This window comes from Bacillus sp. AFS040349 (genome assembly GCF_002577655.1).
In the GTDB taxonomy this organism is placed as follows: domain Bacteria; phylum Bacillota; class Bacilli; order Bacillales; family Bacillaceae; genus Metabacillus.
In genome coordinates this window covers 40399-54364 of sequence record NZ_NUMC01000055.1, presented here as the reverse complement: position 1 = coordinate 54364, position 13966 = coordinate 40399, and the positions used below count along the sequence as shown (strand labels likewise).

Genomic DNA, 13966 nt, shown 5'->3' with positions numbered 1-13966 from the left:
CGAACATTACCTACGAAAGAGGTTAATAATATGTGGAAGCAAAAGAGTTTAACTGAACAAGGCGTTTCCTCAAGTGATGCGAAAAAACTTGCAAAATACGCAAAAAAGAACCGTAAAAAGGTTAAGAACTTAAAAGTTGTTAAATAGCTATAAACACAAAGGGAGATGTAAACCAATTGTTTACATCTCCCTTTTTCGTCTCCTGCATATAATTATAGAAGCAGGCCTAAGTATTAGTTATTGTTTTAAGGTTTGAAATTTGATACATCATATCCTTTACCCTCTAATAGTTGTAGTACTTCTTTTACATCTTCCTCTTTAATATCTAACTTTATATCCTTCATATAAGGATTCCCTATTTCGTCACCTTTTGTGTATGGATTTCTTTCGCCTTTTTCTAATTCTGGTTTGAACATTTTTACTGCAGATAATTTAAACATAAACAAACTTATTTTCATTGTATATACCCCTTTGCTTATTTAATTCCCCACTTAGATACTTCAACTATTTACCATTAAATCCTATCATAAACTTTGATGATTAAATAAATCAGTACAATTAAAAAGTCGGTAATAGAGAACCATTAAAAACCTATATGATAAAATATACCATGTAAATAGTTGTGCAGTATGGAATATCAAGGAAAAATAAACGGCTTTTGTAATGGTAAAATCCTTTGTGTTTTCGGGATATATTTACTAATTCTAATGGGCAACTATGAATAATAAAAACAGGAGTGAATACGATATGAAAAAGGTATTATCTTTATCATTAGCTGGGCTAATTGCCGGATCTAGTTTATTTGCTACTGGTGCAGCTGCGGCAACACCTAAGCAAAATGCTATTAATCTAGGAGAACAATTGCAACCACAATTAAGAATGTTTAATGGAGCAATCGATAGCGGGTATATCAAGAATATTGATGACAAATATGATGCTCTTTCTCAACAGATCAAAAACGTTGAAAAAGCTATAGGTAAAGTAAGCGGAAGTTCAAATAGAAAACAACTTAACGAAAAATATGTTACACCTGCTAAGATTGCAAGAGAACGTGTTATTTATGAAGTTTCCCAGTATCGCCTATTAAACGCAATTGATACGAAATTATTTACAAATGCTTCAGTAAACATTTCTGGTGATCTAGCAAAATTAGATCGACTACAAAAAAGAGCGGTTCAAATTAAAGAAGCCGGCGGGTACAAATCACTACCAAACTCTATTGATGCAAGTCTTGCTAGTCAAGAAAAGGATATTAGGGAACATAAGAACCCTGCAAAAGAAAATACGGTAGTATTAGATGAAGTTGAACCTAATGATGATTTTTCTACAGCGACTACACTTGGTTCAGGAGTGGTTTATAAAGGATCATTAAACTATAGTTCCGATAGAGAAGATCTCTATGAAATAAATGTAGAAACACCCGGAAAATCAAAGGTTGTTAGAAATGGTGGTTCATATCTTTATGTTTATGTATACGATGAAGATAATAACAGTGTTCCATTAGATTATGATGGTTATTTCGAAGCTAATACTGCTGGGAAATACTATGTAAAAGTAGTACATGGTGGAATTAGTAATGGTACAGAAAGCTATACGCTAAAAGTAACGTATCCAACTAAAAATAACAATCAATCAAATGATACCTTACTAACCGCACACCCGATTAAGACTGGACGCACTTACTTTTCAACAATGGATACAAATAATGATGTTGATTTTTACATTTTAAACGTCTCTACACTAGGTCAATTAACTGTTAGTCTTGGTTTTAATGCAGAAGATAAATATGTCTCGGTATATGATAAATACGGAAATGTAATCAGAGATTCTATTACAGATTATTATAGTCCTATTAGAGTTAATACTGAATATGTCGGTCAATATTATGTAAGTATTAAGGAATACGGTAGCTGGTCTACAACAAACCCTTATAGTTTAACAGTAGATTTTCAATAATAATATATACAAAAAAGCACGTGTAATCATCGCTATTTGACTACAGGTGCTTTTTTAAAGGTTATTTACTTTCTGTGGGATATGCACCCTCTCTCAATTTATCGATAAATTCATAGTAAAATCTTTCAGATAGAGCAACACTACAAGGCGGTTTTACTATCTCAAATAAATGATGGATATCTTTCTTGGATTTTAAATCATAAAACTCAATTTCAACATTTTTCCCACCATTATATTCATCAAATTCTAATTGAATAGCTATTGTATTATGCGAGATCCTCTTTAATTCTTTGATCAGTGCCTCTATGGTGATAGGAGGGATTTTGCTTACATAGAATCTTTCTGAACTACTATCATAAGCACTATTAGAGGTATTTGACTGAAATTCTGAAAGGCTACCATTTATAATTCTAAAAGAAACCATTTTATAGATTTTAGCTAAACTATCTCCTTCCTTTTCAATATCTCTTTTTAGCTTATTTAATTTTTTAGCCCATAGTAGCTTTTTAAGTTTTTCCATCTAACAAAACCCCTTCTTCTGTCTAATTAACCCAACTTGATGAACAAACCGTTAACACGCTAATCCAATCTTACAACAAAAGATAGATTTATCTAAAATTCTATCTTTTCAACATGTTTTTCCGAAAAAGTCATAATATTTTATATTGGAACATTTGATCCTTGTTTGTTGTTACCAAAGGCACACCTATTATTTGGTGCATTTAATGCACCAGTGATACACAGGTTTCGCTCTCGGTTTCGCTCTCTTTAATAACTATAAGTAAAAAGAGCGAGAATATAAATCCTCACCCTAGTTTTGACTTTCCAAGACAACAACTGTCCTCACAAGAATTTGTTATTGTGCTTTTTTGAAATGCAACAATCAATCTATCTAATTTTTGACTAAGCTCTATTGATCTTTCATTTTGTATACCATATTTTAAAACAGCTTGCATCATTTCTTCGCGTACTAATTCTATGTTGTTTGACAGTTGTTCCTTAGTATTCTCCATATCATTAATTCTCCTTTTTACTGTGAAACAGCATCATACATATTTAGATACTTAATTTTCCGGTATCTTTTTTCAACACTTAAAGGAGATCTTTCCATTATATTGGCAATTTCCCTATATTTTTTTCCTTTATCTCTTAAAGTTATTAACTTAAAATCTTCCTTTGTTGTCCAATGTTTGTACGTTCTAATTTGCATAATAAATACCTCCAGTTTATGAAATGTACCTATTCTGTTCAATAGGTATAAAACAATAAAAGAAGTATCATTCTTTCTGAAGTAACATTTTAGTTTGTGTTTTAGACATTTTAAAAATAGTCTAAGTTATCTTTATGTCGATTATCAAATGTAAATATTACTAGTAGAAATAACGATACTTAGCGCTAATAAGAGCATGAATACCACGATCTGTTTCATATAATCACTTCCTTTGTAACTGAAGCTTGTAACGTTTGCAGAAACATATCGCAATTTTTCTTTACAGACTGCACAAATTCCGGATTATTATCTTCAATATTGTTGCTGTTATATAATCCAACCATAAGGGATTGTAGACCATCATAAATTTCCCGGTATGAATGATATTTCTCATTTTGTACTTCTTCAATAATTAACTGGCATAAATAATGGATACCGTTCATTTGTGATACTGTGTGATTGCTAATGTAATCAACAGACAACAAATCGTTGGCTTGCAAGGTTACTGAATTAACAGCTGTTTCATATCCTGAATTTATCATCTTCATCTATTAGTTCTCCCTCATGGATACACCTAGTTTTTTAGTTAAAACACAACATTGATAGAAAGATTGGCAAATCGTCTCTTCAAACTATTTTTCACGTAAAAAGATACCAAATATTCGGTATATAGGTTATCGATATTCTTATCTGAATATACTCCGTTTCCCTCAAATGTCGTTACTCTATCAATTTCATTTTCTTCCACGAATACTTTAACTCCAGCCCAAACTTTATCCTCTCCTGCTGTGAGGTCGATGCTAGGAACCAGTGTTATCTTATTAGTCTTTTGCGATTCTATAATTTCGATAAGTTGCGTAAGTTGATCTGTGACTGTTCTTTCGTAGTTATTATTAGAAACCATTGTCTCGATTTCTTCGTGCGTGCAATGCATAATAACCCCTTCCTTTTTTAATGAAGATTTATTGTTCATTTAGGTCTTCGAGTAGACGGTCTAGGTCCTGTTTTAACTCTTCCTTTTCATCGTTGCTAATTGTTAAATTATCAATGTTCTCTAATACTTCATCTGGGATATTCACTGTTTTTATTGGCATATAGATGCTCCCTTTTTCGAATTAAGAACCAAATAAGTAACGTTGCATCCTTCTATTCACGTGATTCCTAAGTGCAGCTTCAAGAAAATGAAACTCACTTTTATACCCATTTACAAAATAGTCAAAGTACCAAAAGTCCTCATTTGCTTTCTTATCGGGAAATACTACCTTAATTTTTTCTTCTTTCATTTGTTTCTTTACCGCGGCCATATCAGTCAATACTTTCTTAATTTTTGAATCTAATAATGCAAGGTATGGTTCTTGGAGTTTAACAGGAACTTTTTTAAATGTTTCAATGTCCTTCTCCAAATCATCTAATAATATTGTTAGATATATATATTCAGCAGCAATGTTCTTTTGGTCGATGGTAATTGGCTCTTTCAAGACTCAGCCTCCATTTCAAATAGCATGACTAAACTCTCGCTCTGAAGTCAATGAACCTTCGTGTATGTTCTCCGTAAAGAATCCTTATTTGATTTTCTCCAATTCCTTTTAGTACTGAAGCTCGAATTAGATGATTATGAATATAAGTATCTCTTAGTATTTCCAAACTTAAGTGATAACTTCTGCGTATATTTTGTATGCTAACCTCCTTGACTCTAGTCCCTCGTTGATTAATAAACATGGCACTATCTTTATCATTTCTCGCTGAATATGAAAGAATGATTTGATCATGTAAGATTCGTGTAATAGGCACTACACGAGGTATAGTTGAATTGATTCGGATGTAACACATGCTGTTTTCTTCAGAAAGATCATTTTTCTCTAATGCTATGATTTCTGAAACCTTAATCCCTGTCTCAATCATAAGTAAAAGAATTGCTATATCTCGCTTTTTCCAAGTCTTTTGAGCATAATAATACATAGACTTTTGAGCCTCTTTACTTAAAATAACAAACTCCCTCTGCGGGTATTCTTTTGTTATATATAGCGGTATATCCCTTAATTCTATATATAGGTTTTTATTTATGAAGTGAGAGTATGCATTTATTGCTTGAACACATTGAAGTAGTGTACCTCTTACTCTTCCTTTTAATTGAGTTGCTTTTAAAAATTCAATAATATCGATTAGGTCATAATCTAGCTCTTTATATGCCTTTTTAACTTTTAAGAGGTATTTAAAAAGATTGTTCATAGAGCTTATATAACCCGCTTGGGTTTTCCCATTTATTCCAGCACGACTTAAGAATGAAGTGAAATCAGTTTTACCATATAATTCCGTCGAAGATTTCAAGTTTACACCTCTTTTCCGATTAAATAATTTTTAAAGCCCATAGCAACATCGGTAATGCAGCTATGACATAAATGAGCGGTAGTACAATATCGTCTTTTTGATACCACTTCATCAAAATCATCTCCGTTACATGAATGCTCCATTACTCTGGGTAAGTTATTTTGTCATTATCACAAGTAGCATTATTACAAGAGAAAGTGATAGCTCCCTCGTGATCAAGAAGCGTAACATTATCGCTCTTACATTTTTTACACTTTATATCAAACCATTCTTTTAAATCCTTTAAATTCAGTTCCTTCATAATTAAAATCCCCCTAACTTTCCCAGGCTTACTTGTTTATCAAGAAAAGAAAAGATGCTGCTAACCAGCTTCATTTCAACATTTTCCTTCACCTTTTGTGACGGGAAGTTTATTAAGATCTCTTTATTTATCTCAAATTTATAGCTATTCTTATCTTCAGATTTAGATGTGTCGATTGACACTCTAGACCAATTTAAGCCCATCATACTCTTAAAGCTTAAATTGATAAAATACATTTGTTCTGAAAGCAATCTGTTAAGCTTATGTCCAAAATGAATATCCGTAATGCTTATCTGTAATGTTGAAGAAAACCTTTTGGTTAAATTACTTTCTTCTACTGTCTTTAAGTCTACGCAGTACATTTTTTTCTCCTGTTCTTGAGAATCTATCATTTCATTGGGATAAATTCTATATACTTATCCGATTTGATTGTCATAATAGTTGTATTTTTTTTGTTGTATTCATTTTTTTGCAAATAGCCATATGCCAATACATGCTTACCAATTAACTCATCATCTGAATAGGTAAAGTGTTTAAAATATCGATCAAAAATAGTCAGTGAAAACGATACACTATTTAAAGGTTCAAAGTTTATATAATAAACCTTTTCCCTTCTTATAACGCTCTCTACCGTCCCATATACAAAGTAACCTAACTTATCTATGATTTCGTTATCCCAAAGCATTTGATGTATTTTGGCTTGGTCTCCTATCATGTGTGAGAGCGGAATCTTTTTACCCTTTACATTCACCAAGACTGAGCTTAAAACATCGGGTTCATATTCGGTCATTAGCTTAACAAGTGATTTAAGTGAACTAAGTGTAGATGGGGTAGCACTTTCTTGTTTAACTTTTATATCATCTGTAGCCTTCTTCTTTTTTTCAGGCTGCTCTTCTTTGTTCACTTCTTTCGGAACATAGTCTGGATCTAACTTTGTGAAATTCACTCTAATAACAGTTTCCTTTATACCTTGATCAAGAAGTTCTTCTTGATATTCTTCTACTTTTTTAATAGAATCTATAAAACTTAAAGGCTTGTAAAAACCACAGTTTGATTTATGTTTAGAATCATTATTTTTGCCCGTTGTCTTAAAATGAGGAGAGACTGTATCAGTTCCTTTAACAAAAACTAATAGAGCCTTACAATGCTTATCAATGCAGTATAATCTACTTCCATGTACGTCTTGATTGTATTCTTTAGAAGTAATAACCTTCCCATTGTGTAACATCGCTGAATTCATTCGCTCGCCTCCTTTTGTTCATATAGAAAATTCACTTAAACTATCCCTATGTCACTACATAATTTTTTCGGCATCCGTTCATATGCATTTATCATTTCTAAAACAAGTTCCGGGACATTAGGATGTAATTGATACCTCTCACCTTCTCGTTTCACAAAATGTGATGATTCTAAAACATCAAGAGCATCTGCGATTGAACGAAAGGAAAAATGTTGCTGAATTTCTTCCAAGGTTAAAGAATCGTTCCGGAAGAATAATTTTAATAGTTCATATGTGATTTCATTACTGTTTTTCATTACTAAATCACTCCGCTATTTATTACTTTTCTTTGGAGGAAAAATACATTGTAATCGATTCTCAGCTGGACTCCATTCTAGGAAAGCTTCAAACTTCTTATCTTTTGTTTTAGATTGAAATCCTTTTATGAGAGGTGAAGTACCTTTCGTAAGAATGCTTTCAATAACAGATGGTGATAATGCTTTCTCCAAATATTTCTTTGGTAGTTTGAATGTACATTTCGTCTTTGCATATGCTGTACATCCATAAAAGTTCCCAACATCTATTACTGGTTCCCCACATACCTTACATGGTCCTAATACTTTAGATTCCTGGTGCTCCTTCATTAAATCTTCGAAATTCCAAGACTTAGAATTTTCAATTGTCGTTTCAACAATCTCTTTTACAATATCCTTTGTACGATTAACAAATTTTTCATAATCCTGTTTATAGTTCACTTTCTCTTTAGCAATCTTCTCTAAATATCGCTCCATTCTTCCTGTTGTGATTGGTGATGTTAGATATTGGTTACCTTTTAAAGCTTCTATCAGCATCCTACCTTTTGGCTCAAGGTAGATCTTATTTTTTTCTACACGAATATATTTTGCGTTATCTTTTATTTGATTGATGATCCCAGCTCTTGTTGCAACTGTTCCTAGCGCAAGTTCGGAATTCTTAAAATCCATTTTTTCCTCTTTGCTAAGGGCGTTGCCACAATTCTCCATAAGCTTGACCAGATTTCCTAATGTGTAACGTTTAGGGGATGTCGTTTTCCCTTCTTTCATTTCTATAGAAGCGATGATTCCCTTTTCGTTTTCTTTCAGACCTGTTACAAGTTCGTCATCTTCACCTTCATCATCGGACTCCATGGATTCTTTTCCGAATACAGTTAACCAACCTTCGTCTACCATTTGCTTTCCTCTCGTCATAAAGGTAAAACGTTCATCTACCACTGTAACGATCTCAGTAGTGTTATAAGTAGCATCTGGATAATGAGCAGCAATCATAGATTTCGCGATCATGTCATAGATTACTTTTTCGGCTTTTGACAAAGATGATAAATCAACTGACTCTTCCGTAAGGATAATGGCGTAGTGATCATCCGTTTTCGAGGCATCGACAAATCGTTTATCACCAGAAATATCTTTTATTGGAGCGGGTAATAAAGCAGCATACTCAGGAGTTTTACTCAAGTTCTCCAAAATTGTAGGAAACAACTTGGCTTCTTCAGGTGTTACATGTCTTGGCTGGGACCTTGGGTAAGATATCAGAGAACGCTGATATAAACCTTGGGCTACTTTCAATATTTCCGATGGAGACATACCCAACTTTTTATTTCCCTCAGATTGCAAAGTCGTTAAATTATATAGTTGTGGTGGTCTTATTGCTTTCTCTTCAGATTTTATTGAGTGAATATAAGCGCCTTTTCCAATACAATACTCAACAAATGCACCTGCAGTATCTTTATCAAAGATGTGTTCTTCACCTTCGCTAAACCACTTTCCTTTATACGTTTTTCCTTCAATATTGAATTCTGCATAGATATCCCAATATGGATGACTAACAAAGTTCTCTATTTCAATTTCACGCCGATAGATAAGAGCAACCAACGGGCTCTGAACTCTTCCACAAGAAAAAGAACTTTCTCTGCTGCCGGTAAGCTGAAAACCTCTTTCCTTTATTAGACAGGAAATCAAACGTGTAGCGTTTATTCCCAGTAACCAATCCGAGTGTTGTCTTGCAAGTGCAGAATAATAGATATTCTCATAGTCCTTGTTATTACGTAAGGTTTTACAAGCTTTCCTAATGGCGTCTTTTGTTAAGCTTGTTGACCACAAACGTTTTACAGGTTTTTTATTTCCTAGCAAAACCAATATCTCATCAACTAACAATTGACCTTCCATACCTGGGTCACCGCAATTCACAATTTCCGAAATTGACGGGTCCATTACTAACTTCTTAATTTTATTAAATTGCTGTCGTTTCGATGGATCAACGGCCAACTTAAATTGATTTGGTAAGACTGGAAGAGTTGACACATCCCATTTTTCATAGATAGGATCATAAGTCTTCGCATCGACTAATTGAAGGATATGCCCAATTGCATTTGTTACAAGAGCTCCTTCTTTGAATGTATCGCAAGGTAAAATCTCAATATATCCCGATTGAGATTTATATGAGAATGCTTCAGCAATTTTTTTAGCCTGACTAGGCTTCTCAGCTATTAAAAGGCTTTTTCCCAATTGCACACCTCTTTTACTAATTACTAATTACTAATTACGCAGCAACTTTTTGAGCTTCTGACAGTTTTTCTACACAGAGTTGTACGGCACCACTTGCACCAAATCCATTATGGAATACCAGCTCAATATCCATCTCTTTACAAAGATCTCTTACCATCTCTGTTGCTACATGACCAATTGCTCCTAATTGAACACAAACACAATCTGCTTTTTTAATAACATTTTTGAATTCTTTTTTATTTCCACCATTACGAGATTTACCATTGTGGAATTTAAGATCACACCCATATTTCTTAGCAATCTTTCGATATGTAATCTCTTGAGAACCACCAATAATTGCAATCGTTTTTTTCATGTTAAATCAACCTCTCTATCCTTTTATTTATAACAAATATACCACATATTACACTAAGTGCAAGTATTTTGTAATAAATTAATAGATAAAATGGTTTGTTAAATACTAGTTAATTGTTTATTTAAACGGTATTCATCCAATAAAACATTCGCAATCGTTGGATGTATGTACCGATCTCCCTTTAAAATTTGTTTAATGTTACACAACAAATCAATGCTCTTCATACTCTTTAGTAGGTATCCCGAAATTTGCTTTTCTAGTAGATCAAGAATCTTTTCTTTGCTATGGTCACCCGTAGATAAGATAATCACCTTAGTCTTCTGGGATAGAAAGCGGTCTATAAGCTCAACAGCATAATCGAAGTGTTCTTCTACTGGGTCGAATATAACAAGATCGGGGCTATAATCTAAATAAAAACAATCCTCACTGTTTTTAAATGTAAATATCTCTACTCTACAATGGTTTATTTGTATTTCGAGCAAGTTTTTAAACCCTTCAAGGAAGGAAATATGTGAACCAATTACTAAAATTTCAGTCAAATTACTATCCCCTTTACATGCAAAAAACCCCTAAACAGAGAAGAAGACAGAATAGTCCTTTTCTCACATTTAGGGGGTATCCCTTTTCTTTAATTAATATATATTTTAACATTATCTTCCTTCCGAAATCAACAATTACTGATTAGTCCAGTTAACTGGTTTAGGAGATGCAATCATCGAGATCTTACCATTGGCTATTAGGACATATTGACCATATCCATCTGCATCAACGAACCATGCCATCCTTGATGCTAAAGACAATGATGAATTATGATCGTGCAATGGATATGGTGACATGTAGACATTTTTAGTCCATCCCTTTATCACTTCTGAGCTAGATGGGATAGTAAAAAAGCGCTTCTTACTTTTGTTAATTATCCAGCATCCCCAATCCCCACTTGGTGAAACGTACCATATCGCATCATCTCGATTTACTTGATAATCAGGCTTCATAGGATAAGTTGAAGTGATTGGATTAAATTTGTCCCCATGAAATTCGAGAAACATTGATTCATCTTCTAGCTCGCATTCAAATTCATCTTCAATAAGAGTATATTTGATTGAGCGGTTATCTGCATTGGGTATATAAACTGAATCATCATTTTCATCTTTGTATATCATTTCACCACATCTTGCTGTTAAGAGCGGATCATCAGGATTTATTTTATAATTAACCCCGCATTGTTCTGTGATAGGATCAAATAATTCACAGTTTTTTCTGCATGTAGGCATATCTTGTTTTTTATTTTTATTTTTATTATTAACGACTAATTGTAATTTCATTCTCCATTTCTCCTTATATCATCTCAATACCTATATGCTTCTGATGACAATCGGCATTACAGATGTTAATAAGCAGAGCCACGCTGCACCGATATACAATCGCTTACTCCAACGCGCATACTCTGGATGGTTAAGAAATTTATGAAAGAGCCTCATCAGTAACCCTATAAGGACCATCCCTATAGAAACAAAGAGTCCTACTCTAACTAATAAATTCATTCCATCAATTACAAGAAGTGTAACACCCTGTTTATTTGTTGTAAAGGATAAAATAAAAAATAGTCGTAATGTCAAAACGAAAATAGGTATTCCGATAAGCACTCCAGTGGATCCTTTTAAAACCATTCCTGTTTTAGTTACAAGGGCATATCCCATTTTTATAACACCAACTAAGAACATAATGCTTAACAAAGTTGTCACGATAGTGTTTACCATTGGAGCTGTGCTGTTTACTTCTTCGGTTGCATTATCAATAAAGGCATCAAAATTTTGAGTGTTCTGAGTGACCCCATTTTGATTCTTCAAAAATGGTAAATCCTCAGTTGCAGCATATGTTGTTGAGGTTACAGATGACACAAATAGAAACAGTATAGGAATGATTAGAAAATATAACTTAGGTATTTTCATTAGCACAATTTCTTAATCTCCTTTCGAAAAATAGTTCATTATTCATTGTTAATTTGAGAAAAAAACAGTTTTATGAGGATATAACGGTATTATTTCTGAAAGTCTTGAAACCTTCTCAAATTAACAATATTAATAACTTGAATTTTAGTGTTTATAGTTTTTATGTAATTTATCTTGTTGATACTAATGATAGAAGAATTTACTATACTATTCTATTTTTTTACTTAAATCTATATATGCTGAATACAAGTCTCTTTTTCGTTCTTTATCTAGTTTCCCATTAATTACTTGGTAAATAGTTGAAAATCTTTCTGCTCCTATGTTAAACATACGGTATTTTTCTATAGTAGTTATCCATTGGTTAGTAAGTTGTTTATTTCCATTAGCTGAACTACTTAAAACCTTATTAACTTTTTTTGCGTCAATCTGTAAGGTGAATAGTAATGCCGATAAGCATCCATCATATCCGTCTACTTTTACATCTTGGATAAAGGAATGCAGCCTAATAATAGATTGAAATCTAGGATACAAATACCCAGGTAAATTACGGCTAGCTTCTTTCGGAATCTGGATTCTCGCCTCTATTTTTATTTTTTCATTGCCTACACTCCCGCTATTGTCAACATCTGCTTCCGCCTCAATAGGGCATTTGAAGACATCAATAATTGGCTGTATCCAACTTAATTCTGAATAGATAAGGTGATCATGTAGATTTTCGAAAAATTCTTCATCTTGAACTACACCAGCAACTCCGTACCCATGAATCTTCATATATTTTCCATCTTTACATTTGAAGTATATAATTTCTGTCTTTGCCTTTTTAGCTTTCATTTCTTCTATAAAGGTTTCTATTATTTTGTCATCGAGAATCATTTTGGCACCTCATCTTGTAAATAATTAGCACTATTTCCTTAATATTAAAATAGTAAATTTTACACAAATCATTAACGTAATAGGTATTATATCGACATATCATAGACTATTCTATACAATTTTCTTCTTTTTCTTGAAAAGTTTTCCTGTTTTTTTTACAATATATGAGCATGTGTATATTATAATACTACACAATGTCGAAATGTAATGCTAAAAAAGTAGTTTTTTGTTTTTTTTATTTATACTACTTTTTGACTATTTGCAAATTATGTGATGATTAGGCATTTTCTTACTATAAAATCCACATATTTAACCTCTTTCAATTGTTTATTTGATATTCTCCTACTCGAAAAATACTAAAATAACACATTAATATTCTTTGAGTAGGAGGCAACAACTTAGTTGTTGCTGTCCTACTTTTCTTGCTACATAGCAACCTTACTATCTTCAACTCCAAAGTAGCTTTCTTCATCTGGAATCAGATAGTCTTCATTTACTCCCGACTCTAGTTTGATGATTCTTAAGACTTCAACTTCTTTGCCGTTCTTCATCACATCGATTGCAAGAATGTCATTGTTTGTGATCTTTCTTGCTTTTTCTATTCCAACATTCAACCAGATACGCTGTCCGTCACTAACGTGGATATACGCATCCTCCATTCCAACAACCTTAACAGTCCATTGTTGTAGACCTTCCATGTTGTCTGAAATCTTCGAGGTTGAAAATTGAGAATAAGAATCGATATTTAGTTGTTGATCTGAATTTTCTCCATTCAGGTCAGACATAGAAAGATAGTCTTCCTCTTCCTCAACACTATTGAGCTTAACCCACTGTGATTCATCGTTTTGTCCATCTAGTTCAGGAGGACAATCAGCATCACTATAAACATAGTAATCTTCTTGATTATCAAGGTTATCACCTTGGTTTAACTCCATAACCTCTTGCTCTAAAGAATTCATCAACTCCAAAGCTCCATCATCTAAAACAGATATGGTTGGTACAATAGCTGGACCTGACACTTCAGAAGTTGAACAATCTTCATTTTCTGAGAAAGCAAGAAGAGTAAACTCTTCCTGCTTGCTGCTACAATCTACTTCTAGATTTTCGACCATTTCAAAGTAGCCCAATGTTACATCCATCTCTAGTTCAGCTACACGTTGAATTACATATGACTCGATAAATAAAAAGATAATCATATAACACTCAATAATTGGTAAGTACATTTATATATCCTC

21 protein-coding genes are annotated in these 13966 nt (G+C 32.9%); 1 reads left to right on the top strand and 20 read right to left on the bottom strand.

Features of this window, described 5'->3' with window-relative positions; all coding sequences use genetic code 11:
- Positions 1–245: 245 nt before the first annotated feature.
- Positions 246–458: a hypothetical protein gene (locus COD11_RS13185; protein WP_098797371.1), complete on the bottom strand. Its 213-nt coding sequence runs from the start codon at positions 456–458 to the stop codon at positions 246–248.
- Between the two features lie 289 nt (positions 459–747).
- On the opposite strand from COD11_RS13185, the gene COD11_RS13180 reads away from it, so the two are divergent.
- Positions 748–1956 carry a hypothetical protein gene (locus tag COD11_RS13180; protein ID WP_098797370.1) on the top strand — a complete coding sequence of 403 codons (1209 nt, stop codon included), beginning with the start codon at positions 748–750 and terminating at the stop codon, positions 1954–1956.
- Positions 1957–2017: 61 nt separating this feature from the next.
- Here the strand turns inward: COD11_RS13180 and COD11_RS13175 are convergent, their stop codons facing one another.
- The 19 genes from COD11_RS13175 to COD11_RS13095 form a co-directional block, all read right to left on the bottom strand.
- On the bottom strand, positions 2018–2476 hold the full coding sequence (locus tag COD11_RS13175; RefSeq protein WP_098797369.1) for a hypothetical protein: 459 nt from the start codon (positions 2474–2476) through the stop codon (positions 2018–2020).
- A gap of 286 nt (positions 2477–2762) precedes the next feature.
- A complete protein-coding gene (locus COD11_RS13170; protein WP_098797368.1) occupies positions 2763–2969 on the bottom strand; it encodes an aspartyl-phosphate phosphatase Spo0E family protein in 207 nt (68 codons plus the stop codon).
- A 17-nt stretch (positions 2970–2986) separates the two neighbouring features.
- Positions 2987–3166, bottom strand: coding sequence for a Myb-like DNA-binding domain-containing protein (locus COD11_RS13165; protein ID WP_098797367.1), 180 nt, complete (start codon positions 3164–3166; stop codon positions 2987–2989).
- Positions 3167–3381: 215 nt separating this feature from the next.
- Positions 3382–3714, bottom strand: coding sequence for a hypothetical protein (locus COD11_RS13160; protein ID WP_098797366.1), 333 nt, complete (start codon positions 3712–3714; stop codon positions 3382–3384).
- A 38-nt stretch (positions 3715–3752) separates the two neighbouring features.
- Positions 3753–4100 (bottom strand): hypothetical protein, encoded by a 348-nt coding sequence (locus COD11_RS13155; RefSeq protein ID WP_098797365.1) that lies wholly within the window; start codon positions 4098–4100, stop codon positions 3753–3755.
- Positions 4101–4128: 28 nt separating this feature from the next.
- Positions 4129–4260, bottom strand: coding sequence for a hypothetical protein (locus COD11_RS27535; protein ID WP_255301621.1), 132 nt, complete (start codon positions 4258–4260; stop codon positions 4129–4131).
- 21 nt (positions 4261–4281) lie between these two features.
- Positions 4282–4644 (bottom strand): YhjD family protein, encoded by a 363-nt coding sequence (locus tag COD11_RS13150; protein WP_098797364.1) that lies wholly within the window; start codon positions 4642–4644, stop codon positions 4282–4284.
- 28 nt (positions 4645–4672) lie between these two features.
- A complete protein-coding gene (locus COD11_RS13145; protein WP_098797363.1) occupies positions 4673–5494 on the bottom strand; it encodes a tyrosine-type recombinase/integrase in 822 nt (273 codons plus the stop codon).
- A 142-nt stretch (positions 5495–5636) separates the two neighbouring features.
- Complete coding sequence (locus COD11_RS26865) at positions 5637–5795, bottom strand: hypothetical protein (protein ID WP_176551079.1); 159 nt, start codon at positions 5793–5795, stop codon at positions 5637–5639.
- 2 nt (positions 5796–5797) lie between these two features.
- Positions 5798–6157 carry a hypothetical protein gene (locus COD11_RS13140; RefSeq protein WP_098797362.1) on the bottom strand — a complete coding sequence of 120 codons (360 nt, stop codon included), beginning with the start codon at positions 6155–6157 and terminating at the stop codon, positions 5798–5800.
- A gap of 26 nt (positions 6158–6183) precedes the next feature.
- Positions 6184–7035 carry a hypothetical protein gene (locus COD11_RS13135; RefSeq protein ID WP_098797361.1) on the bottom strand — a complete coding sequence of 284 codons (852 nt, stop codon included), beginning with the start codon at positions 7033–7035 and terminating at the stop codon, positions 6184–6186.
- A 35-nt stretch (positions 7036–7070) separates the two neighbouring features.
- Positions 7071–7331, bottom strand: coding sequence for a hypothetical protein (locus COD11_RS13130; RefSeq protein ID WP_098797360.1), 261 nt, complete (start codon positions 7329–7331; stop codon positions 7071–7073).
- Between the two features lie 15 nt (positions 7332–7346).
- On the bottom strand, positions 7347–9554 hold the full coding sequence (locus COD11_RS13125) for a type IA DNA topoisomerase (RefSeq protein WP_176551078.1): 2208 nt from the start codon (positions 9552–9554) through the stop codon (positions 7347–7349).
- A gap of 34 nt (positions 9555–9588) precedes the next feature.
- Positions 9589–9909 carry a DUF2325 domain-containing protein gene (locus COD11_RS13120; RefSeq protein WP_098797358.1) on the bottom strand — a complete coding sequence of 107 codons (321 nt, stop codon included), beginning with the start codon at positions 9907–9909 and terminating at the stop codon, positions 9589–9591.
- Positions 9910–10007: 98 nt separating this feature from the next.
- Positions 10008–10448 carry a response regulator gene (locus COD11_RS13115; protein ID WP_098797357.1) on the bottom strand — a complete coding sequence of 147 codons (441 nt, stop codon included), beginning with the start codon at positions 10446–10448 and terminating at the stop codon, positions 10008–10010.
- 135 nt (positions 10449–10583) lie between these two features.
- Positions 10584–11231: a hypothetical protein gene (locus COD11_RS13110; RefSeq protein ID WP_098797356.1), complete on the bottom strand. Its 648-nt coding sequence runs from the start codon at positions 11229–11231 to the stop codon at positions 10584–10586.
- A 30-nt stretch (positions 11232–11261) separates the two neighbouring features.
- Complete coding sequence (locus COD11_RS13105; protein WP_098797355.1) at positions 11262–11864, bottom strand: hypothetical protein; 603 nt, start codon at positions 11862–11864, stop codon at positions 11262–11264.
- A 201-nt stretch (positions 11865–12065) separates the two neighbouring features.
- Positions 12066–12731 (bottom strand): hypothetical protein, encoded by a 666-nt coding sequence (locus COD11_RS13100; RefSeq protein ID WP_098797354.1) that lies wholly within the window; start codon positions 12729–12731, stop codon positions 12066–12068.
- Between the two features lie 425 nt (positions 12732–13156).
- Positions 13157–13954 (bottom strand): hypothetical protein, encoded by a 798-nt coding sequence (locus COD11_RS13095; protein WP_098797353.1) that lies wholly within the window; start codon positions 13952–13954, stop codon positions 13157–13159.
- Between the last annotated feature and the right edge of the window lie 12 nt (positions 13955–13966).

Coding starts and splice junctions, on each gene's coding strand:
- COD11_RS13185 (WP_098797371.1), bottom strand. CDS start 458: ATGAAAATAAGTTTGTTTATGTTTAAATTATCTGCAGTAAAAATGTTC.
- COD11_RS13180 (WP_098797370.1), top strand. CDS start 748: ATGAAAAAGGTATTATCTTTATCATTAGCTGGGCTAATTGCCGGATCT.
- COD11_RS13175 (WP_098797369.1), bottom strand. CDS start 2,476: ATGGAAAAACTTAAAAAGCTACTATGGGCTAAAAAATTAAATAAGCTA.
- COD11_RS13170 (WP_098797368.1), bottom strand. CDS start 2,969: ATGGAGAATACTAAGGAACAACTGTCAAACAACATAGAATTAGTACGC.
- COD11_RS13165 (WP_098797367.1), bottom strand. CDS start 3,166: ATGCAAATTAGAACGTACAAACATTGGACAACAAAGGAAGATTTTAAG.
- COD11_RS13160 (WP_098797366.1), bottom strand. CDS start 3,714: ATGAAGATGATAAATTCAGGATATGAAACAGCTGTTAATTCAGTAACC.
- COD11_RS13155 (WP_098797365.1), bottom strand. CDS start 4,100: ATGCATTGCACGCACGAAGAAATCGAGACAATGGTTTCTAATAATAAC.
- COD11_RS27535 (WP_255301621.1), bottom strand. CDS start 4,260: ATGCCAATAAAAACAGTGAATATCCCAGATGAAGTATTAGAGAACATT.
- COD11_RS26865 (WP_176551079.1), bottom strand. CDS start 5,795: ATGAAGGAACTGAATTTAAAGGATTTAAAAGAATGGTTTGATATAAAG.
- COD11_RS13140 (WP_098797362.1), bottom strand. CDS start 6,157: ATGTACTGCGTAGACTTAAAGACAGTAGAAGAAAGTAATTTAACCAAA.
- COD11_RS13135 (WP_098797361.1), bottom strand. CDS start 7,035: ATGAATTCAGCGATGTTACACAATGGGAAGGTTATTACTTCTAAAGAA.
- COD11_RS13130 (WP_098797360.1), bottom strand. CDS start 7,331: ATGAAAAACAGTAATGAAATCACATATGAACTATTAAAATTATTCTTC.
- COD11_RS13120 (WP_098797358.1), bottom strand. CDS start 9,909: ATGAAAAAAACGATTGCAATTATTGGTGGTTCTCAAGAGATTACATAT.
- COD11_RS13110 (WP_098797356.1), bottom strand. CDS start 11,231: ATGAAATTACAATTAGTCGTTAATAATAAAAATAAAAATAAAAAACAA.
- COD11_RS13100 (WP_098797354.1), bottom strand. CDS start 12,731: ATGATTCTCGATGACAAAATAATAGAAACCTTTATAGAAGAAATGAAA.
- COD11_RS13095 (WP_098797353.1), bottom strand. CDS start 13,954: ATGTACTTACCAATTATTGAGTGTTATATGATTATCTTTTTATTTATC.